This window comes from Ruegeria denitrificans, assembly GCF_001458295.1.
GTDB lineage: Bacteria > Pseudomonadota > Alphaproteobacteria > Rhodobacterales > Rhodobacteraceae > Ruegeria > Ruegeria denitrificans.
This window is the reverse complement of record NZ_CYUD01000008.1, coordinates 140841-164807: the sequence shown is the minus strand read 5'-3', so window position 1 is coordinate 164807 and position 23967 is coordinate 140841. Positions and strand designations below refer to the sequence as shown.

21 protein-coding genes are annotated in these 23967 nt (G+C 58.5%); 9 read left to right on the top strand and 12 right to left on the bottom strand.

The window, feature by feature from the left end:
• Positions 1 to 8: 8 nt before the first annotated feature.
• From RUE5091_RS13620 to RUE5091_RS13610, 3 genes are read left to right on the top strand one after another with little or no spacing between them, the layout of a single operon-like run.
• Positions 9 to 1220, top strand: coding sequence for an acetyl-CoA C-acetyltransferase (locus RUE5091_RS13620; protein WP_058282467.1), 1212 nt, complete (start codon positions 9 to 11; stop codon positions 1218 to 1220).
• Positions 1220 to 1708 (top strand): cupin domain-containing protein, encoded by a 489-nt coding sequence (locus RUE5091_RS13615; RefSeq protein WP_058282466.1) that lies wholly within the window; start codon positions 1220 to 1222, stop codon positions 1706 to 1708. Before RUE5091_RS13620 ends, RUE5091_RS13615 begins: the two co-directional genes overlap by 1 nt.
• On the top strand, positions 1701 to 3902 hold the full coding sequence (locus RUE5091_RS13610; protein ID WP_058282465.1) for a 3-hydroxyacyl-CoA dehydrogenase NAD-binding domain-containing protein: 2202 nt from the start codon (positions 1701 to 1703) through the stop codon (positions 3900 to 3902). Before RUE5091_RS13615 ends, RUE5091_RS13610 begins: the two co-directional genes overlap by 8 nt.
• Positions 3903 to 3969: 67 nt before the next feature.
• Here the strand turns inward: RUE5091_RS13610 and RUE5091_RS13605 are convergent, their stop codons facing one another.
• The 3 genes from RUE5091_RS13605 to RUE5091_RS13595 form a co-directional block, all read right to left on the bottom strand.
• On the bottom strand, positions 3970 to 4752 hold the full coding sequence (locus tag RUE5091_RS13605) for a Hint domain-containing protein (protein WP_243470785.1): 783 nt from the start codon (positions 4750 to 4752) through the stop codon (positions 3970 to 3972).
• Between the two features lie 149 nt (positions 4753 to 4901).
• Positions 4902 to 5564, bottom strand: coding sequence for a sulfotransferase family 2 domain-containing protein (locus RUE5091_RS13600; protein WP_058282464.1), 663 nt, complete (start codon positions 5562 to 5564; stop codon positions 4902 to 4904).
• Entirely contained in the window at positions 5561 to 6487 is a 927-nt protein-coding gene (locus tag RUE5091_RS13595) for a DMT family transporter (protein ID WP_058282463.1), read from the bottom strand. The genes RUE5091_RS13600 and RUE5091_RS13595 overlap by 4 nt, the downstream gene beginning before the upstream one ends.
• A 150-nt stretch (positions 6488 to 6637) precedes the next feature.
• Between RUE5091_RS13595 and RUE5091_RS13590 the strand changes: the two genes are divergently transcribed.
• The gene (locus RUE5091_RS13590) at positions 6638 to 7654 is read left to right on the top strand and encodes a hypothetical protein (protein ID WP_058282462.1); all 1017 of its coding nucleotides are present in this window, start codon (positions 6638 to 6640) and stop codon (positions 7652 to 7654) included.
• Between the two features lies 1 nt (position 7655).
• Here RUE5091_RS13590 and upp read toward each other — a convergent pair whose 3' ends face one another.
• The 7 genes from upp to RUE5091_RS13555 form a co-directional block, all read right to left on the bottom strand.
• Positions 7656 to 8288: a uracil phosphoribosyltransferase gene (upp, locus tag RUE5091_RS13585; protein WP_058282461.1), complete on the bottom strand. Its 633-nt coding sequence runs from the start codon at positions 8286 to 8288 to the stop codon at positions 7656 to 7658.
• Positions 8285 to 9271 carry an adenosine deaminase gene (locus tag RUE5091_RS13580; protein ID WP_058282460.1) on the bottom strand — a complete coding sequence of 329 codons (987 nt, stop codon included), beginning with the start codon at positions 9269 to 9271 and terminating at the stop codon, positions 8285 to 8287. Before RUE5091_RS13580 ends, upp begins: the two co-directional genes overlap by 4 nt.
• A complete protein-coding gene (locus RUE5091_RS13575; RefSeq protein WP_058282459.1) occupies positions 9268 to 10479 on the bottom strand; it encodes a phosphopentomutase in 1212 nt (403 codons plus the stop codon). Before RUE5091_RS13575 ends, RUE5091_RS13580 begins: the two co-directional genes overlap by 4 nt.
• The gene (locus tag RUE5091_RS13570; protein WP_058282458.1) at positions 10476 to 11783 is read right to left on the bottom strand and encodes a thymidine phosphorylase; all 1308 of its coding nucleotides are present in this window, start codon (positions 11781 to 11783) and stop codon (positions 10476 to 10478) included. Before RUE5091_RS13570 ends, RUE5091_RS13575 begins: the two co-directional genes overlap by 4 nt.
• Positions 11784 to 11787: 4 nt before the next feature.
• Positions 11788 to 12180, bottom strand: a complete 393-nt coding sequence (locus RUE5091_RS13565; protein WP_058282567.1) for a cytidine deaminase — start codon at positions 12178 to 12180, stop codon at positions 11788 to 11790.
• A 104-nt stretch (positions 12181 to 12284) separates the two neighbouring features.
• Complete coding sequence (locus tag RUE5091_RS13560; RefSeq protein ID WP_058282457.1) at positions 12285 to 13382, bottom strand: cupin domain-containing protein; 1098 nt, start codon at positions 13380 to 13382, stop codon at positions 12285 to 12287.
• Positions 13351 to 14049, bottom strand: a complete 699-nt coding sequence (locus tag RUE5091_RS13555; RefSeq protein ID WP_058282456.1) for a hypothetical protein — start codon at positions 14047 to 14049, stop codon at positions 13351 to 13353. Before RUE5091_RS13555 ends, RUE5091_RS13560 begins: the two co-directional genes overlap by 32 nt.
• A 180-nt stretch (positions 14050 to 14229) precedes the next feature.
• Between RUE5091_RS13555 and RUE5091_RS13550 the strand changes: the two genes are divergently transcribed.
• The 3 genes from RUE5091_RS13550 to RUE5091_RS13540 all read left to right on the top strand — a co-directional run bounded on the left by RUE5091_RS13550 (position 14230) and on the right by RUE5091_RS13540 (position 20195).
• Positions 14230 to 16503: an NADP-dependent malic enzyme gene (locus tag RUE5091_RS13550; protein ID WP_058282455.1), complete on the top strand. Its 2274-nt coding sequence runs from the start codon at positions 14230 to 14232 to the stop codon at positions 16501 to 16503.
• A gap of 268 nt (positions 16504 to 16771) precedes the next feature.
• Positions 16772 to 18661 (top strand): propionate-CoA ligase PrpE, encoded by a 1890-nt coding sequence (gene prpE, locus RUE5091_RS13545; RefSeq protein ID WP_058282454.1) that lies wholly within the window; start codon positions 16772 to 16774, stop codon positions 18659 to 18661.
• Positions 18662 to 18755: 94 nt separating this feature from the next.
• Positions 18756 to 20195 (top strand): amidase family protein, encoded by a 1440-nt coding sequence (locus RUE5091_RS13540; protein WP_058282453.1) that lies wholly within the window; start codon positions 18756 to 18758, stop codon positions 20193 to 20195.
• A 259-nt stretch (positions 20196 to 20454) separates the two neighbouring features.
• On the opposite strand, the gene RUE5091_RS13535 is transcribed toward RUE5091_RS13540, so the two are convergent.
• Positions 20455 to 21216, bottom strand: a complete 762-nt coding sequence (locus RUE5091_RS13535) for an NAD kinase (RefSeq protein ID WP_058282452.1) — start codon at positions 21214 to 21216, stop codon at positions 20455 to 20457.
• 168 nt (positions 21217 to 21384) lie between these two features.
• Between RUE5091_RS13535 and glyA the strand changes: the two genes are divergently transcribed.
• Positions 21385 to 22680: a serine hydroxymethyltransferase gene (gene glyA, locus RUE5091_RS13530; protein WP_058282451.1), complete on the top strand. Its 1296-nt coding sequence runs from the start codon at positions 21385 to 21387 to the stop codon at positions 22678 to 22680.
• Between the two features lie 61 nt (positions 22681 to 22741).
• Here glyA and RUE5091_RS13525 read toward each other — a convergent pair whose 3' ends face one another.
• Positions 22742 to 23116, bottom strand: a complete 375-nt coding sequence (locus RUE5091_RS13525; RefSeq protein ID WP_058282450.1) for a hypothetical protein — start codon at positions 23114 to 23116, stop codon at positions 22742 to 22744.
• 49 nt (positions 23117 to 23165) lie between these two features.
• Here RUE5091_RS13525 and RUE5091_RS13520 point away from each other — a divergent pair, with 49 nt between their 5' ends.
• Positions 23166 to 23966 (top strand): alpha/beta fold hydrolase, encoded by an 801-nt coding sequence (locus tag RUE5091_RS13520; RefSeq protein ID WP_058282449.1) that lies wholly within the window; start codon positions 23166 to 23168, stop codon positions 23964 to 23966.
• Position 23967 lies beyond the last annotated feature (1 nt).

The following is a 23967-nucleotide window of genomic DNA, read 5'->3' as shown; positions in this document are numbered from 1 at the left end:
GAAGACCCATGACCGAAGCTTATATTTATGACGCCCTGCGCACCCCGCGCGGCAAAGGCCGCAAAGATGGCAGCCTGCACGAGGTGACCTCGGTGCGCCTGTCCGCCTTGACCCTGAACGCGATGAAAGAACGCAACAATCTGGAAGGCCACGCCGTTGAGGACGTGATCTGGGGCAACGTCACGCAGGTGATGGAGCAAGGCGGCTGTCTCGCCCGCTCAGCGGTCTTGGCCTCGGATCTGGATCAGTCGATCCCCGGTCTGGCGATCAACCGCTTTTGTGCCTCCGGGATGGAGGCTGTGAATCTGGCAGCAAACCAAGTCAAAGGCGGCGCAGGTGAAGCTTATATCGCTGGTGGCGTAGAAATGATGGGGCGTGTCGCCATGGGCAGCGACGGTGCGGCGATTGCCGTTGACCCGACGTTGGCCATGGACACCTATTTCGTGCCGCAGGGTATCTCGGCCGACATTATCGCCACTGAGTATGGGTTCAGCCGTGACGATGCGGATGCTCTGGCGGTTGAATCGCAGAAACGTGCAGCCGCCGCTTGGGAAGACAACCGGTTCGAAAAGTCGGTCATCACTATCAAGGATCAAAACGGCCTGACCATTCTGGACCGCGACGAATACATGCGCCCCGGCACCGACATGCAGAGCCTTGGCGCGCTGAACCCCTCGTTCGCGATGATGGGTGAGCAGATGCCGGGCTTCGATAAGGTCGCGATGATCAAATACCCGCATCTTGAGCGGATCAACCACATCCACCATGCTGGCAACAGCTCGGGCATCGTGGACGGTGCGGCTGCTGTACTGATTGGTAACAAGGAATTCGGTGAGAAATACGGCCTCAAGCCGCGTGCCCGCATCAAGGCAACCGCTAAAATTGGCACTGATCCGACGATCATGCTGACCGGTCCAGTTCCGGTGACCGAGAAGATCCTCGCCGACAATGGCATGAAGATCAGCGATCTGGACCTGTTCGAAGTGAACGAAGCCTTCGCCTCGGTCGTGTTGCGGTTCCAACAGGCGTTTGATGTCGACCCGGCGCTGGTCAATCCCAACGGCGGCTCAATCGCGATGGGGCACCCTCTGGGCGCGACCGGTGCGATGATCATCGGCACGCTGCTGGATGAGCTTGAGCGTCAGGACAAGGAAACCGGTCTGGCCACGCTCTGCATCGCATCCGGCATGGGTGCGGCAACCGTTATCGAGCGCGTCTGATGCCCAAGCTGGACCTTTCTCAGATCCCATTCAAGGGCGGCTCATCCTACCCCGGCAAGCTGGCCGAGGCGACTGCTGGTCGTTTCGTGCAGCGCGTGGGTGATGCGGGCGGGTTGACCCAATACGGGGTCAACATCGTGCGGCTGGAACCGCAGGGCATGTCCTCGCTGCGCCACTACCACATGGAGCAGGACGAGTTTGCCATCATCCTCAGCGGCAGTTGCACGCTGATCGACGACGATGGCGAGCATGACTTGCAGCCCGGCGATTGCGCCACTTGGCCTGCAGGTGAGGCCAATGGCCATCACCTCGTGAACAAAACCGATGCGCCCATGACCTTTTTGGTCGTGGGCACACGGACCCCGACCGAGACCGGCTATTACAGCGACATAGACATGATGGTGAAGGATGACGAAAACGGCTTCGCCTTCACCCGCAAGGATGGCAGCCCGCTGACGGCTGACCAGATTGGAGATGACAATGACTGATTTCACTCTGACCAAAGACGCGGACGGCGTCGCCTTCATCACCTGGGACGCCCAGGGCAAATCCATGAACGTCATGACCCGCGAGGCATTCGAACTGGTCAGTGCACTGGTCGATCAAGCGTTGGAAGATGATGAGGTCAAAGGTATCGTCATCACCAGCGGCAAGGAAGGCTCATTTGCCGGTGGCATGGACCTGGGCACGCTGGCCACCATCCGTGAGGAGGCAGGCGACGAACCGGCACAAGCCCTGTTTGATTTCGTCATGGGCGGCCACCACATCCTGCGTAAACTGGAACTGGCGGGCATGGACCCTAAGACCAAAAAAGGAGGCAAGCCGGTTGTCTGCGCCATCAACGGCACCTGCGCCGGGATCGGGACCGAGATCGCGCTGGCCTGTCACCACCGCGTTATGACCAGCAACCCGAAGGCCAAGATCGGTTTGCCCGAGATTTTGCTGGGCATCTTCCCCGGCGGCGGCGGCACCACGCGCTTTAGCCGCATGGTTGGCGCGATGGCGTCGGCCCCTGTCCTGCTGGAAGGCAAGATGATGGACCCGGCCAAAGCCAAAAGCGCGCAGTTGATCGACGCCGTGGCGGACGATCCGGTAGCTGCTGCAAAAGAGTGGGTTCTGAACGCAAAAGACGCCGATCTGGTCAAGCCGTGGGATGCCAAGGGTTACAAGATGCCCGGCGGTGCGCCCTACCACCCTGCTGGGTTCATGACCTTCGTCGGTGCCAACGCCATGGTGAACGGCAAGACCCAGGGTGCTTTCCCGGCAGCCAAAGCGCTGCTGAGTTCGATCTACGAAGGCGCGCTCGTTGATTTTGACACCGCCCTGCGGATCGAGGCGCGGTGGTTCACCTCGATCTTGATGAATCCATCTTCGTCGGCGATGATCCGGTCGCTGTTCCTGAACAAGGAAGCGCTGGAAAAAGGCGCGGTGCGTCCTAAGGATGTGCCCGATCAGCGCGTTAGCAAAGTCGGTGTGCTGGGCGCGGGCATGATGGGGGCCGGTATCGCTCTGGTTTCGGCACAGGCTGGTATGGAAGTTGTTCTGGTCGACCGCGATCAGGAAGCCGCTGACAAGGGCAAAGCCTATACCGAGAGCTATCTGGACAAGGGTATTAAGCGCGGCAAGGTCACGGCTGAAAAGAAAGAGGCCATGTTGAGCCGTATCACCGCGACCCCGGATCTTGATCACCTGAAGGGCTGCGATCTGATCATCGAAGCCGTGTTCGAAGACCCCGGCGTCAAAGCCGAAATGACCCAAAAGGTCGAGGCGATCATCCCCGAGGATTGCATCTTTGCCTCGAATACATCGACCCTTCCGATCACCGATCTGGCCAAAGCATCCTCGCGGCCTGAACAGTTCATCGGTATCCACTTCTTCTCACCGGTTGAAAAGATGTTCCTGGTCGAAATCATCAAGGGCAAGGAAACCGGGGATCGCGCGGTCGCCAAGGCGCTGGATTATGTACGCCAGATCAGGAAGACGCCCATTGTGGTCAACGATGCACGCTTCTTCTATGCCAACCGCTGCATCATTCCTTACATCAACGAAGGTGTTCGGATGATCGCTGAGGGTGTGAACCCCGTACTGATCGACAACGCCGCGCGTCAGCTGGGTTTCCCAGTGGGGCCAATCCAGCTGACCGATGAGACCTCGATTGATCTGGGGGCCAAGATCGCCCGCGCCACCAAGGCGGCGATGGGCGACGCCTATCCGGAAAGCCCCTCGGATGATCTGATCTTCTGGATGGAAGAACAGGGGCGTCTAGGCCGCAAGGCAAATGCCGGCTTCTTCGACTATGACGACAAAGGCAAGCGCGTCGAATACTGGAAAGGCCTGCAAGAGAAATACCCGCATGCGGAAGACCAGCCTGACCTGATCGAAGTGCAGGAACGTCTGATGTTCGCTCAGGTACTGGAAGCTGTTCGCGCACTGGAAGAAGGTGTTCTGGAAGATATCCGCGAAGGCGATGTGGGCGCGATCCTGGGTTGGGGTTTTGCGCCTTGGTCGGGCGGTCCACTCAGCTGGCTGGACATCATCGGCACGCCTTATGCGGCCGAGCGTTGTGATCAAATGGCCGAGGCCTATGGCGATCGTTTCACCTGCCCGCCGCTGCTGCGTGAGATGGCCGAGAAGGGTCAATCCTTCTACGGTCGCTTCAATCCCGTAGCAAAAGCCGCCTAAAGGAAAACGCTGGCGCATGCCCCCCATGCGCCAGCGTTAGCTTTCAGTCTCAGATACAGCTTCCCCATCAGATCATCATTGCGGGCCGCCCCGGACGCCCCGGACGACGTGCGCCTCTGGCTGGTCTGGTCGGTACAATCGGGTGATCAAAGACCGGTGCCGGCAGTGCACCCAACGAATTTGCCAGCACCGCAACATCGCGACGTTTTCCAGTCAGATAGATCAGATCCGAAGCGGCCTCGGCTGCTACAACTTCGTATTTTGCGCCACTTGCGGCACTGCCTGACCCAAAGCGCCCAGACGGGCAGAAGGCCCGGAAGCCGCCTTCGATATAAATCACTTCATCCTGATCGAAGAACAGGGTGCTGATGTCGAAATAGGACGCAGGCACTTTCGAAGTGATGCGGAACATGCCGCTCAACAACCTGGCCGAGACAACAGGTAAACTGACCGGCAGCGTGATGGGGTCATGACTTAGCTTGGTATTGTCCAATGCCACGCCTTGTTCCGGCATCAACCAGACCGGGCGTCCGTTATAGGCCGCGTGTGAAGGTATGCGGATCGGCATACTTTCAGCCTTGGTCTCATCGGGCGGCACTGTGATACAATCCGTCGCGATACGGCTTACCGCTTTGAAACCATTGTCCAATGTACGAATGAGGTCGCCCACCTGAAGCTCTTCTACCAGCTTCCATCCGCCTTTGGTTGCAACCTTGGTTCCATGTACCAGACCGCCCCGGCGTGCGTTCAACGCGGCCTGCGGTTCTGCGATGCCCTGGTACTCAGAACGTTCTGCGAAATCAATTACACTGTCTACTTTCAACAAGAACCGAACCCACTTTTTACTCACTACAACTACGTTCGAGGATTAACACAGGATTAAGCGAGGCGACTTATTTTTGACACATTGCGGCCCAATTTGGGCCATTTCAGGGTAAGCAAACGCTCAAAAGTCAAACAACAGGGATAAAATCAATTAAATTGGACTCGAATTGGAAACTATGAGTTGTCAATCGCATCAAATGCATAGCCGAATCTAGTGATGTCCTCGGCACAAGCTTTGGCGACTGCCTCGACCGTCCGGTCCGAATAATACCCGCGATAATCCCCCGACCGCTGGGATCGATTGAGCCGGGATAAGGTCAGGTGAAACCCCAGATGATCAAATAAAGGGGCCGCGTCCTGATCGAACTGTTCCAGCCGGATATAGAACTGACATTGTTCAACCCCATCTGCGCGGGTCATATAGCGCCCTGCCGGATAGCGTCTGAATGACCGCTCCGTGTCGGGGTGCAAGACGAACTGATCAAAGGTCAGTGCCTTTGCCAGTGAAACTGCCGGATGTTCAAAACTCTGAACACGCAACCAGCAATAATAGCTGACGATCCGGTCCCACGGATTGCGTACCAGGGTGAAAGTGGTCATCGACCGCAAATCTTCAATCGACAGCGCCCCGTCGATATCGGCGAGGGTCGAATGCTTCCACAAGCGCCCCCTGCCCGTCAGCGCCTTAACCCTTTTGCGGCGCCGTACAGCTTTGGGCGTATCTCCGATCAGGATGTCATCCTTCATCGCCCGCTCTTCCAGCGCCTGCGCCAAGGATGTGCCACCCGTTTTGGGGATGTGAACGAACACATAGCCGCGTCCGGGCGAGATGATCACACGGTCTCTCCCAGTGCCGCGGCGCGTTTTGACCGCCAGCCCAGCAACGCCCCCGCCGCCGTGATCAGCCCGATCCCCGAGATCTGCATGACGCCAATTGTCTGGCCCAGCGCCACCCAGGCAAATAGCGGGCCGAAGATCATCACCGAGTACTCGAACACTGCCACATAGGAAGGCTCACCGATCTGATAGGACTTGATCAACATGAATACCGCGATTGTTGAGCCGACCGCCTGTATGACAATCCAGAGCAGCGCGGGTTGCATCTGCCACACCATGCCCCGTGTCACGAACCCGTCGGGGAAGGAATGCGGCACAAAAGAAAATACGGCCAGCCCGATTGCCCCGGCCAAACCAAGCGTTGTGACCATAGCTGCCAACAGCGCCACAGTGCTTTCCTGCGCGCAGTGACTACGGGTGACAACGGCGCTAAGGGCATAGAAAAGCCCTCCGGCGACAGGTAGCAGCGTCTTGGCATCAAAGTCATAAGGGTTGAGCTGTAGCACGCACAGAGCGCCTGAAAACCCAACCACAACTGCCAGAATGCGCCACGGGCCAATCCTCTTCCCCATCGCCAGGGCCGAGATCAACAGCACGAAAATCGGTGACGTAAACAGACCCGCCAGCGCTTGCGCGATCGGCATTAGCGCCAATGAAGCAAAATAGAACAACATTGCCAGCGTGATCAGCACACTACGTAATATGACCGGCCCCAATCGCTGCGGGCGCAAACTGCCCATGCCCAACAGCGACAGGCCAGCGATCAGCGGAAGCATCAGCAGGGCGCGACTCAGATGAAACTGCCACAGGCCTATCGTGTCGGATAACAGGATCACGACATTGTCGATCACGCCGATGATCGCCATCGAGCTGACCATCAGCACCGCGGCCAAAACCGGTGAGGTCTGAGTATCTGCCTGCATTCTGCACCCCGGTTGCAAAGTGGTGCGTGACACACTGATTTGCCGCGCATCGCGATATACAGCACATTTACAAATCGGCGTGCAACAGGTTTGCGCCTTTGGATTTTACCATGCTAAGCTGAGGCAAAATAAGTACGAGCAAACCTCATTTTGAAGACAGCACTTAAACAGTACCAGCGGATCGAAGCCACCGGTCTGTGGCGTCCCTCGCCCGATGTGCAACGGCGCGAGGTGGTGGTATCGATTGGTGAGGCCACGCTGACGATCTCGGACTTCAACGAACAAGCGCTGACCCATTGGTCGCTGGCTGCGCTGGTCCGTCAGAATCCGGGTGTATTTCCAGCTTTGTTCAACCCGGACGGCGATCCGGACGAAACGCTGGAGCTGGAAGAGACCGAGACCACGATGATCGAGGCCATCGACCGCCTGCAGCGTGCGATTGACCGGGCCCGGCCGCATCCTGGCCGGTTGCGCTGGTTCAGTGTTGCTGGAGTAGTCGCCGCCGTTGCCGCGCTGTTACTTTTGTGGATGCCGTCAGCTTTGCAGAACCACGTTGTTTCAGTCGTGCCCGACATTAAACGTGAAGATATCGGAAATACGATCCTGCAACGGATCGAGCGGGTCTCGGGGCGAGCCTGTACGCCTGAGGATGCGCAGGCGGCGCTGGATCAACTGGCTGCACGCACCGGCGTGCGGAAAATCGTCATTCTACCCGCTGGGGTACAGACCAGCCTTAGCCTGCCGGGCGGGATCGTTATGCTGAACCGGGCATTGGTCGAAGATCACGAGGACCCCTCGGTCGCTGCAGGCTACATCATCGCTGAACGCGCCCGAACGCAGGCGCAGGATCCGCTAGATGATCTGTTGGACCGCACTGGTGTCACAACCGCATTCCGTCTACTGACGACCGGTGAGCTGACGCCCGCGAATATCGACGCCTATACCGAACAGGTTCTGTCCGAACCGCGCCCCAACCTGCCCGAGGATGATTTGTTAGAGGTGTTCGCGCAGGCCGCCCTGCCGTCAACACCATACGCCTATGCCGTGGATGTCACCGGTGAGACGGTACTGGGCCTGATCGAGGCTGACCCTATGGCGGGTCGCCCCATGCAACAGGTTTTGCCGGACCGCGATTGGGTCCGACTGCAAAATATCTGCGGCGAATAGCTTACTTGGTGCCAAACATCCGATCACCCGCATCGCCGAGGCCGGGCATGATATAGCCTTTAGAGTTCAACTCGCGGTCCAGTGCGGCAGTAACGATTTTGACGTCCGGGTGAGCCTCTCTCATACGCTCCACGCCCTCTGGTGCGGCCAGCAGGCAGAGGAAACGGATATCTGTTGCCCCAGCCTCTTTTAGCAGATCAATCGCTGCGGCCGAGCTGTTGCCTGTGGCCAGCATCGGATCAACGGCAATGACCAGACGATCCTTCAACCCTTCGGGGGCCTTGAAGTAATACTGTACCGGTTTCAGCGTTTCCTCATCTCGGTAGAGACCGACAAAGCCCACGCGGGCCGAGGGGATCAGTTCCAAAACCCCGTCCAGCATTCCGTTACCCGCACGCAAGATGGACACCAGCGCCAATTTCTTGCCGGCCAGAATGGGGGCGTCCATCTCCTCCATCGGGGTTTCGATGTGGCGGGTGGTCAGCTTCAACTCGCGCGTGACTTCATAGGCCAGCAGCAACGTAATCTCGCGCAGCAACTGGCGGAAGACGGCGGTGGATGTGCCCTTGTCCCGCATGAGCGTCAGCTTGTGCTGCACCAGCGGATGTTCAACGACGGTCAGGTGTTCGCTCATGATCTCTCCAGTCTTTTCTTGACCCGCGCGCGGGTGTCTTCATCGCAAAAGGCGGCCGCAAGGGCCGTGTCATTCAGGGCGGCGAAATCTTCGGCTTCCCAGCCGAAGGCTTTGCTCAGCATCTCATATTCACGCCGCATGGTGGTATGGAAAAACGGCGGGTCATCCGTGGAAACGGTGACTTTAACGCCCGCATCGCGCAGTTTCGCGATCGGATGGGCGTCGAAATTGGGAAACAAGCCCAGAACCACATTCGATCCGGGGCAGACCTCGAGAGTGACTTCGCGGTCCACCAGCTCGCGGATCAGGTCCGGGTCTTCGATGGCACGGACACCGTGGCCAACCCTCTCGACCCCCAGATCGCGGATAGCATCGCGTACACTTTCGGGGCCACCAAACTCTCCCGCATGGGTGGTCAGGCGCAACCCAGCCTCGCGCGCGCAATCAAAGGCCCATTGGTAGTCGCTCTGAGCACCGACAGATTCGTTGCCGCCCATACCAAACCCGGTGATCCAATCTCCGGCAGTCTCTGCCGCGCAATGGGCGCTGATCTTCGCCTGTTCCGGTCCGAAATGCCGGACGCAGGTGACGACACCGCGCAGGGTAATGCCGAACTTGCGCTCGGCCTCGTCGGCGGCGTCCTGAATGGCGTTCAGATAGTCACGCCAGGCGGCCAGATCCCCGCCACCGCAGAAGTCGGGGCTCAGGAAGGTCTCGGAATAGACCACGCCATTGGCCGCGCTTTCTTCGAGGATTGCCAACGTCAGGCGGTGAAAATCCTCGGGCGTTTTCAACACTTTGCAAGCGGACTCGTAGACGCTGAGGAAATGGGTGAAATCGCGGAAATCATAACTGCCGTCGGGTTTGAAAATCCCGCTCAAGTCTATACGCTTTTCATGGGCCAGCTGGCGGATAAAGGCAGGTGGGGCCGCGCCTTCGTGATGCAGGTGGAGTTCGATCTTTGGCAGGTCTGCGACGGTCATAGGAAACTCTTCCCCGGCCCCTGTGCCGGAATATTCAGGTGATGCGCGATGCTGGCGGCGACGTCGGCGAAATTGATCGCACCAATCTGGCCTGCACCTTGCCCTGCGATCAGAACAGGCACTTGTTCGCGCGTGTGGTCCGTGCCGATCCAACTGGGATCATTGCCATGATCGGCGGTCAGCAGCATCAGGTCGCCCGGGCGCAGCTTTTGCAGGATCACACCAATCTCACGGTCGAACCATTCAAGCGCGCGGGCATAGCCGCCGATGTCGCGGCGGTGGCCATAAAGGCTGTCGAACTCGACGAAATTGGCGAAGGTCAGGCTGCCCTCTTCGGCATCGTCAACCAGATCGTACAAATGCCCCATCAACTCGGCATCAGAGCCCTTACGCAACGTGTCGATCCCCTGCATCGAGAAGATGTCACCGATCTTGCCCACCGCATGCACGCGCCGTCCAGCGTCCTGCACCCAGTTGGTCAGCACCGGCGCGGGTGGCAGGATGGCGAAATCCTTGCGGTTAGCCGTGCGAGTGAACCCCTGCACAGGCGATCCGACAAAGGGCCGCGCGATGACCCGACCCACTTTCATCTCATGAAGACGCGGAGCAAGCGCCTTGCACATCTCGTGTAAACGTTCGAGGCCAAAGCTTTCCTCTTGCGCCGCAATTTGGAACACGCTGTCGGCCGAGGTGTAGCAGATCGGCCAGCCGGTCCGCATGTGCTCGGCCCCCAGTTCGGCGATAATCGCTGTGCCCGATGCGTGACAATCACCCAGAATGCCCTCGGTTTCGGCGGCCTCGGCGGCGGCACGCGCTAAATCAGACGGGAATGACGGCGTTGTATCCGGGAAATAGTGCCAATCCCATGGCACAGGCAGCCCGGCCAGTTCCCAATGTCCTGAAGGCGTGTCCTTGCCCTGCGAATGTTCGCGCGCGCAGCCCCATAGCCCTGATGGCGTAGCCTCAAGCCCGGGCCTTTCTGCACCCGAGGCCAGACGCGTCGCGGCCCCCAACCCCAGCGCATCCAGATTGGGCAGGTGCAATGGCCCGGTGCGCCCCTCTTCTGCCCGGCCTGCGGCGCAGGCCTGAGCTATATGGGCCAGCGTGTTGGCACCAGTATCGGGGGTTTCCCCGTTAAAAAAGCGATCCGCATCGGGCGCGCCGCCGATACCCACCGAATCCATCACCACAAGAAAGGCACGGGTCATGGCCTGATTCTTTCATGTACAAGCGTGGAGGGATTAGTAGTATCTGCGCCGATCGTGATGGCCCGCAGCACGGTGTCGGCGGCCTGTCGCGCGGCATCTTCGCGGGCGGCGTGGACTACGGCCAAGGGCGTGCCCTTGTCGACTTTATCCCCCAGACGGACAATGCCCGACAAACCAACAGCGGGGTCGATAACGTCGTCTTCGACCTGCCGCCCACCGCCCAGCGCGACCACGGCAAGACCCAGTGCCTCACCGTCAATTGCGGTGATGTAGCCTTCGTCAGGTGCCGGAACTTCGAGGATCACACTTGCTTCGGGCAAGTAACGCGACCAGTTGTCTACAAACTGTAGCGGCCCGCCCACGGCGGCCATCATACGGCCGAACCGTTCTGCCGCACGGCCATCGCGGATCACATCCATGACCTTGTCGCGCCCCTCATCCGCTGTAGCGAACATACCTGCATCTGCCAGCAAAACCCCGCCCAGTTCCGTCGAAATTTCAGCCAATGGAGCGTAAGGGGCGTTGGTCAGGACATTCATCACCTCGGCCACCTCCAACGCATTGCCCAACGCCGGAGCCAAAGGTTGGTGCATGTCAGTAATCACAGCCGAAGTTCGGCATCCTGCCGCATTCGCGGTTTCCGTCAGCGCTTGCGCCAGCTTGCGGGCGTCTTCCAGCGTTTTCATGAACGCGCCGCTGCCGACCTTGACGTCCAGCACCAAGGCCTGGGGGCTGGCCGCCAGTTTCTTGGACAAGATCGACGCGGTGATCAGGTCCAGGCTTTCCACCGTCGCCGTCACGTCGCGGATCGCATAGAGCCGCTTGTCTGCAGGCGCGATCTGTCCTGTCGCACCGACAATGGCCGCACCTGTATCGCGCAGGATCTGGGTTAGACGGTCCTGCCCGATCTGGGTACTGACACCCGGTATGGCCTCTAGCTTGTCCAACGTGCCACCGGTGTGGCCCAACCCACGGCCTGAGATCATCGGGACATAAGCCCCCAGCTCGGCCAGTGCCGGGGCCAGCACCAAACTGACGCTGTCGCCCACCCCTCCGGTCGAGTGTTTGTCGATCACCGGGCCATCAAAATCCCAACTTAGAACATCGCCGCTGTCTCGCATCGCCACGGTCAGATCGGCGCGGCCCTGCGCACCCAGCCCTCCCATGCAGACGGCCATGGCAAAGGCCCCGGCCTGCGCGTCGCTGACACTACCATCGGCAAGGCCCTGCGCGAACCAAGTCAATTCGCCGCTGGTTGGCACTTGCGCCCGGCGCAGCTTGGCAATGATCGAACGGGCGTCCATAAGCTCAGACATCCGCCATGTGCGAGGCGTCAAATGCCCCCGGCAGAAGGTCACCGATGGTGGTTTCCAGTTCGGCACCGTCGACACAGGCCAAGGTCACTTTAACGTCGCGCTTGCCGAATTCGGCCAGTTTTTGGCGACATCCCCCGCAGGGCGGCACCGGCTGCGGTGATGACGCAACCACATAGACTTCTGCCAGGCTTTGTTCGCCCGCGGCGACCATGGCGGCAATTGCGCCAGCTTCCGCGCAGGTACCTTCGGGGTAAGCTACGTTTTCGACGTTACAGCCCGCAAATACCTCGCCCGATGCTGAACGGATCGCCGCGCCAACCTTAAAATTGGAATAGGGCGCATAAGCTTTTTCCCGGACAGACAGAGCTGCGTCTTTCAAAGTCATAGCGATTCCCCAATTTTTGATCATCTGGTCAGAAAGTCATACCCTAAATGAAACCGACCGGGGAGTTGAAGCCCCGGACAGCAAATTTCTGGGCCAAAATCCTCTTAGCCCAGCGTTGTGTTGAACGTGCCCGGCAAGGTGACTTCGAGCAGCTCCACGTCCTCGGATGGATCCGACAGTCGGGTACGCATGCCAGGCGGGATCACAAACGCGTCGCCTTGTTCCAGACGGTAGGGATCACGGCCTTCGCCCTCAAGCGTGACCTCCCCCGCCATGACAAAGGTAAAGTGGATATCGGTGTCATGGGTGGCCCAGACCGGATCGCCCTGCCCCTTACGCACAACCTGCACCCCGGCCACGCCTTTGGTGTTTTCGGCAATCGTGGTGTCGCGGCAGACGTAACCCGGCAGACGGAACGGGCCCCACTCGGCACCTTCGGCCTGATTGAAGACGAACCGTTGGCCCTGCCATTCCCGTTCAGGGCGGTAGTGGGGTGTGGGCAGGTTCATGTCATGATCAATCTCGGTGACGTGTTCGGCCGGAACACCAATCTCGATTACCTGCACATTGTCCGAGGCTTCAAGCACGCGGTGGCGGATTTCAGGTGGCTGGATAAAGCAATCACCCGCGGTCAGGCGCATCTTGTCGCCCTGATCCTCATAAACCACGTCGACCCAGCCATGGATGCAGAAGATCAGTTGGAAACCGACCTTGTGAAAATGCACCATGTCCGGCACTGGCCCACCGTCCGGGATGCGGATATGGCTGGCGATGATCGATCCGCCCAACCGGTCTGGCACCAGATCACGATAGTGCATCCCGGCCCGCCCAATGATCCACGGGGCCTGATCCTTGAGCCTGCGCACCACGAAGGAATGCACTGTTTCCGGCATGACCATCGGCGGGTTTAACTCATCAACTTCGACCCGAGTACCATTGGGGGCCACCAAATTGCGCTGGCCACCTGCGAATTCATCCGGATTGTCCGTCAGGATGCGTAACGTACCGGGGGTTTCGGGCGCGTCCTTTTCAATCCGCACGCGCAGACCATGACCTGAAAACACGGCGGTACGCGGATCATCGGCGGGATAGATCATGTCCATCCGCATTCCCAGAACCTTGGTATAAAACGGGATGTCGTTGCGCAGTTCCTGTGTGGGCAGGCGGATTTCAGCGCATATCCGAGTTTGTGATTTGCTCATCTGATGTTCCATCGGGCTTGGATTTTGGCCATCCGATCAGAACGGCAGCCAAAATGCCAATCGAAAAGAACATCTCGAGCGTTTCTTCCAGCACGAACAGACGGGTCGCCATGATGGTCGTCATCTCGTCACCCAAGGCGCTGCTAACCTCTTCCAGACCCTGCGCCACGACCGCACACATACCCGCCAGAAAGAACACCAGCAGAAATGGTGCCCGTACTTTTAGTGCCCGCCACCCATTTGGCACCCCATGCCAGGCGACTCCCCCCAGCACGATCACCGCCAGGATTACGCGCACAATCGTCATATCCAGAAGAACATCCATACCGTGCAGAATGAGGTACGGAACACTGTCTACGGCATAAATGTCAGCCTCAAGCTCTCGTTCCGCCAACAGCAGCAAAACCACGCCGATGTATAACCGGCTGATTCCACGATACCGTACCAATGCGGCGATACCAGCCACCAGCAACGCCGCAGCCGAACCCGTTTCGATCAGACCGCCTTCCTGATTGAACGCCTCGGCCTGCATCGGCCACACCGAAATCGCACACAATATTGCCACGGCCAGAACAAGGGCCGCGCGAAACGCGAAATGTTCAGTTCCAAACTTGCCGGCATTCAGCGATATGGTCTTTCCGACCTCGCCGTTTTCTTTAGAGCGCATGCTGTTATTCTCGGTCCAGAAGGGGGTGTGTTCGAAAGTCGCGGGAGTGTAAGTCTTTTGCCACGGAAAGCAACCATAGCGACACAACAGCCCCGCGTTCCGAATTAAGTCGTGCAACGTAGCCAAGCAGAAAAAAATAGTTTAAGGCTAAATCAAATTTGAAAATGGAGCTGAGACGCCATGTCCGACACACCCAGCCTGCGGCAGGCCGCGCTTGATTATCACGAACATCCAAAGCCCGGAAAGCTGGAGATCAAGGCGACAAAACCCATGGCAAACGGCCGCGATCTGGCCCGTGCGTATTCTCCGGGGGTGGCCGAGGCTTGTCTTGAAATCAAGGCTAACGCAGCTGATGCAGAACGTTATACGGCACGGGGCAATCTGGTGGCGGTCGTCTCAAACGGGACAGCGGTTCTGGGGTTGGGGAATATCGGCGCGCTGGCGTCCAAGCCTGTGATGGAAGGCAAGGCCGTTCTGTTCAAGAAATTCGCCGGGATCGACTGTTTTGACATTGAGGTCGATCAGCCCGACCCAGAAAAGCTGGCAGACATCGTCTGCGCCCTGGAACCGACCTTTGGCGCCATCAATCTGGAAGACATCAAGGCACCCGATTGCTTTACCGTCGAGAAGCTGTGCCGTGAGCGGATGAACATTCCGGTCTTTCACGACGATCAACACGGCACCGCCATCGTTGTAGGCGCCGCGGCCAGAAACGCCTTGCACGTTGCAGGAAAGAAATTTGAGGATATCAAGGTTGTCTCGACCGGAGGTGGAGCGGCGGGGATCGCCTGCCTCAGCATGTTGGTGAAACTGGGTGTAAAGCGCGAAAATATCTGGCTGTGTGACATTCACGGATTGGTCTATGAAGGCCGTGCCGAAGACATGAACCCTCATAAGGATCAATTCGCGCAGAAATCCGACCTGCGCACTCTGGATGATGTGATTGGTGACGCCGACTTGTTCCTCGGCCTCAGCGGCCCCGACGTCCTAAAGCCGGAAATGGTTGAAAAAATGACCAAGAGCCCGATCATTTTTGCATTGGCGAACCCAACGCCGGAAATCCTGCCGCAAGCCGCGCGCGAGGTGGCCCCGGATGCCATCATCGCCACCGGGCGCAGCGACTTTCCCAATCAGGTCAACAACGTTTTGTGTTTCCCATTCATTTTCCGCGGTGCCTTGGATGTAGGCGCGACCGAGATCAATGATGAGATGCAAATTGCCTGTGTGGAGGGCATCGCCGAAATGGCCCGCGCCACTACCAGCGCCGAAGCTGCAGCGGCTTATAAGGGCGAGCAACTGACATTCGGGCCGGATTACCTGATCCCAAAACCATTTGACCCCCGCCTAGTGGGAGTGGTGTCATCGGCCGTTGCTAAAGCTGCGATGGAAAGTGGCGTGGCCAAACGCCCGATCGCCGACATGGAAGCGTATAAAGAGCGCCTGAACCAAACCGTGTTCAAATCCGCCCTGTTGATGCGTCCGGTTTTCGAGGCCGCCTCGGTCGCCTCTCGCCGGATCGTCTTTGCCGAGGGTGAGGATGAGCGGGTCCTACGGGCCGCGCAGGCAATTTTGGAAGAGACCACCGAAACTCCGATCCTGATCGGCCGCCCAGAAGTGATCGAAACGCGCTGTGAACGGCTGGGACTGACGGTGCGTCCGGGTCAGGATTTCCAGATCGTCAACCCGCATGACGACCCTCGTTACTATGACTACTGGAATTCGTATCATGAGATAATGCAACGCCGCGGAGTGACGCCCGATCTGGCAAAGGCAATCATGCGCACGAACAACAGCGCAATCGCCGCCATCATGGTACACAGAGGTGAGGCGGAAAGCATGATCTGCGGCACCTTCGGTGAGTACCGCTGGCATCTGAACTATGTGCAACAGGTTCTGGCTGATGGTGATCTGCGCCCCCATGGCGCGCTATCACTGATGATCCTTGAAGACGGCCCCCTGTTCATCACCGATACCCATGTGCGGCAATTGCCAACGCCCGAAGAGTTGGCGGAATCCACCCTCGGAGCCGCGCGCCACGTGCGCCGGTTCGGGATCGAACCCAAAATCGCATTCTGTTCGCAATCGCAGTTCGGCAATCAGGCCGAAGGTTCAGGCAAACGCTTGCGGGCCGCGATGGAAATCCTGGATGCCGAGCCGCGAGACTTTACCTATGAGGGTGAGATGAACCTCGACTTGGCATTGGATCCGGAACTGCGGTCGCGGATTTTCCCGAATTCGCGTCTGGAGGGTCCGGCAAATGTTTTGGTCTTTGCCCATGCAGATGCGGCCAGCGGCGTGCGCAATATTCTGAAGATGAAAGCTGACGGGCTGGAGGTTGGACCGATCCTGATGGGGATGGGCAACAAGGCGCATATCGTAACACCGTCCATTACGGCCCGCGGATTGCTGAACATGGCCGCCATTGCTGGTACACCTGTGGCCCATTACGGCTAACCGAAAGAAACTCAGGCGCCCGCAAGGGTGCCTGAGTCGCTTCGGTCTCTGATGATTCTTTGCACGCCAGGATTTGCAGATTTGCAAACCCGTGCTCTGAAAGGCAGTAAATTTATACAAGGAAATTACTTTGCAAAAATTTGCAGCTCATCTCAGCTAATTCTGCAAATTTTTTGCGATAAACTGACGCGCTGTCAACCGCATGGCTTGCCCGGTTTGCTGGGGATGCCTAACACATTCCAAAAGCTGTGATGGAGGAGTGGACGCCATGGCCTATCAGGATGTGTATGAAAGCTGGAAGACCGATCCCGAAGGGTTCTGGATGGAGGCCGCTAAGGGGATCGATTGGATAGAGGCTCCGACCAAGGCTCTGTTTGACGACAACGCGCCGCTTTATGAATGGTTCTGCGACGCCAAGGTCAACACCTGCTGGAATGCGGTGGACCGACATGTTGAAAACGGCCGCGGAGAACAAACGGCCATTATCTATGACAGTCCGATCACCCACACCAAGCGCGAGATTTCCTATGTTGAGCTGCGCAACCGTGTGGCCACCTTGGCCGGGGCATTGCGGGCGAAGGGTATCGAAAAGGGTGACCGGGTCATCATCTACATGCCGATGATTCCCGAAGCTCTTGAGGCTATGCTGGCCTGCGCCCGTTTGGGGGCCGTCCATTCCGTGGTATTCGGCGGCTTCGCCAGCAACGAACTGGCAGTGCGGATCGACGATGCCAAACCCAAGGCAATCATCGCCGCGTCCTGTGGAATGGAGCCGGGCCGCGTGGTCCACTACAAACCCTTGCTGGACGGTGCAATTGACCTAGCCAGCCACAAGCCCGAGTTCTGTGTGATCTTCCAGCGCGAACAGGAAGTCGCCCAACTTATCGAAGGTCGCGACTTTAACTGGCATGGGTTCCAATACGGGGTCGAACCGGCGGAATGTGTGCCGGTTGATGGCAACGATCCGGCCTATATCCTCTATACTTCCGGTACCACCGGTGCACCCAAGGGCGTGGTACGCCCCACCGCCGGTCATTTGGTGGCGCTGAACTGGACAATGAAGAACATCTATGATGTCGACCCCGGTGACGTCTTCTGGGCGGCGTCGGATGTGGGTTGGGTCGTGGGGCATTCCTACATCTGCTATGCACCGCTGATCCACGGCAACACCACGATTGTGTTCGAAGGCAAGCCAGTTGGCACCCCCGATGCAGGCACGTTCTGGCGAGTAATTTCCGAACATAAGGTCAAAAGTTTCTTCACCGCCCCTACCGCCATCCGCGCCGTCAAACGCGAGGATCCCTCGGGCGAGTTGATGGCGAAATACGACCTGTCAAACCTGCGCGCCCTGTTTTTGGCCGGTGAACGCGCCGACCCTGATACAATCGTGTGGGCGCAGGACGCACTGAAAGTACCGGTGATCGACCATTGGTGGCAAACTGAAACCGGCTGGACCATTGCAGGCAACCCGCTGGGGATCGAGGAATTGCCGGTCAAGCTAGGGTCTCCTGCCAAGCCGATGCCGGGCTATGACGTGCAGATTCTGGACGAAGGCGGCCATCCGATGAAGCCCGGCGAACTGGGGGCAATTGCGGTGAAGCTACCGCTGCCTCCGGGTACGCTGCCGACCCTGTGGAATGCGGAAGAGCGGTTCAAAAGCTCGTACCTCAATCAGTTCCCCGGCTACTACGAGACGGGCGATGCGGGCATGATTGATGAGGACGGATACCTCTACATCATGGCGCGCACCGATGACGTGATCAACGTGGCTGGTCACCGTCTATCCACTGGCGGGATGGAAGAAGTTCTGGCCGCCCACCCCGACGTTGCCGAATGCGCCGTGATCGGCGTGTCGGATCAGCTCAAGGGTCAAATGCCAGTGGGCTTCCTGTGCCTGAACGCGGGTTGCGACCGTGACCACGGTGAGGTCGTGCAGGATGTGGTCAAGCTGGTGCGCGAAAAGATCGGCCCGGTGGCAGCGTTCAAACAGGCCGTTGTGGTGGATCGCCTGCCCAAGACCCGGTCGGGTAAAATCCTGCGCGGGACAATGGTGTCGATAGCCGACAGCAAAGACTACAAAATGCCAGCAACCATTGATGATCCGGCCATTCTGGACGAAATCACTGTGGCGCTGAAATCCATCGGGTTCGCGCAATAGTCAGGCTTCGGGCGGCCATTGGTCGCCCGCCATTCGGCTTTCCCTTGCAACCGGACACAACGCCCCTACTGTCTGCTCAAGACAGTGAGGCCCCATGACACACACAGACATCTGGCGTCTGACCGCCACCGACCTGACCGCCCTGACCCGCAGTGGCAAACTGAGCGCCGAGGACGCGGTGCAAAGTTCCATAGAAAGGATGCATCAGGCCAACCCCAACCTGAACGCAGTGGTCGAGGATCTGAGCTCCGAAGCGCTTGAGCGCGCGCGCGCCCTCGATAAGGCGCGTGCTCAGGGCGCGTCGACTGGTCCGCTGCACGGAGTACCGGTCACAATCAAAATCAACGTCGATCTAAAAGGCCACGCTACTTCCAACGGAGTTGTGGCTTTGAAAGACGTGATTGCACCTGATGACGCACCGATCGTCCGTAATCTGCAAAACGCGGGGGCCGTAGTGATCGGGCGTACCAATACGCCCGAGTTCTCGTTCCGCGCCGATACCGACAACCCGCTGCACGGCCGCACTCACAATCCGTGGGGACGCCATATCTCGCCCGGAGGGTCCTCGGGTGGTGCAGGGTCTGCTGTAATGGCAGGGATCGGAGCACTTGCGCATGGCAATGACATTGGCGGCAGCCTGCGGTTTCCAGCCGCCGCCAACGGCGCGGTCACCGTAAAACCCGGCCTTGGCCGTGTGCCGGCCTGGAACCCAAGCCAAAAAGTCGAGCGCGGACTTCTGGCGCAATCCATGTCGGTGCAGGGTTTAATCACCCGCTCAGCTGCCGATCTTCACCTGTCGATGCCCAGCCTGATCGCAGCTGACCCACGCGACCCGTTTCACGTCCCGATGCCCTGGCATGGTGCACCCTGTGATGGCCCGATCAAAGTTGCCTTCACCAAAGACACCTTTGGCTATGCGCTGCACCCTGAAGTCGATAAGGCGCTGGACACTGCACGCGATACGCTGATCGACGCGGGCTATCAGGTGCAAGAGGTCTCGCCCCCCGACGTGTTCGAATGTGGTCGCACCGGATACCGCGCACTGATGGGTGAGGTCCTAACCCTGTTGAAAAACGATATCGAGGCTGCAGGTTCTCAAACCATACGCAGTATTTTCGATGTCTATTTTCAGGAGTTCCCACCCATTACCGGCACCGAATTGCTGCAGATGATGGCCAAGCGCAGCCACTATGCCCGGGAATGGTCGCTATTCATGCAGGATTACCCACTCGTCCTGTCACCGTTCCTGCCGCAGCCCTTCTTCAAACCCGACAGAGATACCGAAGGGGCCGAAGGCGTGCACGAGGTTCTGGGCTGTGCCGTTTATTCTTATGCGATGAACTTTCTTGGACTTCCCGCCGCCTGTGTACCTGCACGTCTGGCCGAACTTCCGCAGGGGTCGCAACCGATCAACATTCAGATCGCCGCCCGGCAGTGGCGCGAGGATATGGCCGTCGACGCCGCTGCCGCAATCGAATCGCGTGTGGGACAGATGTGCGAGCCGCTTTGGCAGAAAATGGGAACATCCGCCTGAACAGGGTAACTACAAAAAATTGACCCCGGGTTTTTGTGCCCGGGGTCCGCTTGATTAAATAAACCTGGAGATCTGACAACGAGCGTAGCACCACCTACCCTCGCCGGCGCGAAAACTGCGCAATCATTCGAAAACGCCGTCTGGTGGCCACTCACTCCCACCTTGGCGTGTTCTCCGGGCAAGACTAGATTAACAAACGATGAATCAAACTCCTGTGAACTGGATCACATAAGTCGAAAAAAGGTTCACGTTTGAGACATCAGGTGAACTGCTCCGAGATCAGCCGCTCTTCCAATCCATGCCCAGGGTCGAAGAGGATACGGTGCTGGATCGCCGGTTCCGAACGAATTTCAACCCAGTCGATATCCGGAAAAGACACAGAATCTGCGTCGGCCATGACCGGGCGTTTATCCGCATCCAGCACATCGAAACGAACTTTTGCGATCTTGGGCAAAAGCGCCCCGCGCCACCGGCGCGGGCGGAACGCAGCAATTGCCGTCAGGGCCAGAACATCCGCTCCGATCGGTAGAATCGGCCCATGCGCCGAGTAGTTGTAAGCAGTCGATCCGGCAGGCGTTGACAGCAAGGCTCCATCGCAAACCAACTCGGCCATCCGCACCCGGCCGTCAACACTGATCTTCAATCGCGCAGCCTGCGGACCGGCCCGCAGCAGCGACACTTCGTTAATGGCCAGCGCCTCGCGCAACTTGCCGGACTGATCCATGGCCTGCATGGCCAAGGGATTGATTACCTCTTCCTCAGCCGCGGCCAGACGCTCTAACAGGTCGATTTCGTGGAATTCATTCATCAAAAAGCCGATGGTACCGCGATTCATCCCATAAACCGGGGTATCCAGATGCTGCATATTGTGCAGCGTGTGCAACATGAACCCGTCCCCCCCCAAAGCGACCACCACATCCGCATCCCGGGGTGCTGCATTTCCATACCGCTTCACAAGGCTTTCCCGCGCGGTTTGTGCCACTTTAACGTCGCTGGCAAGAAAGGCGATTCTCTTAGTCATCTTTTCCGGTTTCCGGTGTTACGCATTTGGTTCCGAAACAAACATACCTTTCCCCAATAGGCCAGACTTGACGCCACAGCGGGCCAAATCGTCGCTTTACAGCTTTTGCATATGAATCGTTTCCGATAGGAAATCCGCAAGATTCTTACCCAGCCCTGTGGAGCCCCCATGAACGCTAATCTTCGTGATACCGGTTTTTTCACCCAATCCCTATCCGACCGTGACCCTGAGCTGTTTGGCTCGATCACATCTGAGCTGGGCCGCCAGCGCGATGAGATCGAGTTGATCGCGTCCGAGAACATCGTCTCTGCCGCCGTGATGGAGGCGCAGGGCTCGGTGATGACCAACAAATACGCCGAAGGCTACCCCGGACGGCGCTACTATGGCGGTTGCCAATTCGTTGATATCGCTGAAAACCTCGCCATCGACCGCGCCAAAGAGCTGTTTGGTTGCGAGTTCGCCAACGTGCAGCCGAACTCGGGCAGCCAGGCCAACCAGGGCGTGTTCCAGGCGCTGATCCAACCCGGCGACACCATTCTGGGCATGAGCCTGGATGCGGGCGGCCACCTGACCCACGGCGCGCGCCCCAACCAGTCGGGCAAGTGGTTTCACGCGGTGCAATACGGCGTCCGCAAAGAAGACAACATGCTGGACTATGATCAGGTCGAGGCGTTGGCGAAGGAACACCAGCCCAAGCTGATCATCGCCGGCGGCTCGGCCATCCCGCGCGTAATCGACTTTGCTCGCATGCGCGAGATCGCCGACATGGTCGGCGCCTACCTGCACGTGGACATGGCACATTTCGCCGGTCTGGTGGCGGCAGGTGAGCACCCCAGCCCCTTCCCGCATGCGCATGTGGCGACCACCACCACGCACAAGACCCTGCGCGGACCACGTGGCGGCATGATCCTGACCAATGATGAAGATATCGCTAAGAAAGTGAATTCGGCGATCTTCCCCGGCATTCAGGGCGGCCCGCTGATGCACGTGATCGCGGCCAAGGCCGTGGCCTTTGGCGAGGCGCTGCAGCCGACCTTCAAGGACTATATCAAGCAGGTTGTGGTCAATTCACAGGCGCTGTCGGATCAGCTGATCAAGGGTGGTCTGGACACTGTGACCCACGGCACCGACACCCACGTGGTGCTGGTCGACCTGCGCCCCAAAGGCGTCAAGGGCAATGCGACTGAGAAGGCTCTGGGTCGCGCGCATATCACCTGCAACAAGAACGGCGTGCCGTTTGATCCGGAAAAACCGACCATCACCAGCGGCATCCGTCTGGGCTCACCCGCGGGCACCACCCGTGGCTTTGGCGAGGTCGAATTCCGCCAGATCGCCGACTGGATCATCGAAGTGGTCGACGGTCTCGCCGCCAATGGCGAAGACGGCAACAGCGCCGCCGAAGCCAAAGTCAAGGCCGAGGTCGCTGACCTCTGCGCCAAATTCCCTCTCTACCCGAACATGTAATCAGGTTGAGCAGCATAGGCCTAAACGGCGTCTTTGGGCGCCGTTTTTTTGTGTCGATAGATTAAATAAAACCCTGCCACCACAGGAAAATAAGCAATAGAACCGACAAGACAATCAGGTTGAACGCTAGCCCGCCCAGCATTCCCAAAAACCAACCCAAACGCCGATCAGCTAGGTTGATGCCACTGAGATGCGCCTGAACCTCTTCTGATGCACGCACGAGTTTCGGGGTATCCAACACCTGCCGCAGCTTGGGATGGGCTGCCATCGGTTCGGCATTGGCCAGCAGCAACGCCTGTTTGTAAATCCGACGAGGCAACTGCCGCTTGGCCTTGCGGATCGAGGCCGTCAGCGTTTTGTCCTGAACACCCAACTTTTTACGCAGCAACTGAACTGTCTGGGTAATCTGGCTTTGGATATCTGAGTTGTCCGACATAACGAGGCCTCCAAACCCGGCAATTTAACCGCCTCTTGCGAAGGCGACAATGGGGCTGGTCGTTTCTATTTACGGCGGGTATCACACCTTTATGCTGAATACGATCATACATGGTGAACCGACCGCAAAACCCCCATTGCTTATTGCGCATGGGCTGTATGGCTCGGCCCGGAACTGGGGCGTTATTGCCCGGCGCCTGGCTGATGAGCGGCAGGTTGTGGCCGTCGATATGCGAAACCACGCTTATAGCATGTGGACCGATCAACACAAGTATAGCGACCTTGCCAATGATCTGGCCGAAGTGATCGCACGTTTTGGCGGTAAAGCCGACGTGGTGGGCCATTCAATGGGCGGCAAGGCGGCGATGGTGCTGGCGTTGCAGCACGGCGATCTGCTGCGCAAATTGGTGGTCGCTGATATTGCGCCTGTCACCTACTCTCACAGCCAGATTCAATTCATCGAGGCGATGCGTGCTGTCGACCTGACGAAGGTCGAGCGGCGCTCGGACGCGTCAGAGCAACTAGCCGAACTGGGTGTCGAAAAAGCGCTGCAGAGCTTTTTCACGCAGTCGCTGGATGTCCAAGGGCAACGTTGGTTGCTGAACCTGGATGTTCTAGCGACCGAGATGCCCAAGATCATGGGATTTCCACAGCTGGACGCTAGCTGGGATGGTCCGACCCTGTTCCTGTCAGGTGGCGATTCCGACTATGTCCTACCGGAACATCGCGAGCTGATCCGCACCTTGTTCCCGGCGGCCAAATTTGCCAAAATCCCCGGCGCGGGCCACTGGCTGCATGCCGAAAAACCGCGTGAATTCGAGGCCGCCGTTCGGGCGTTTCTGAACGCGTGAC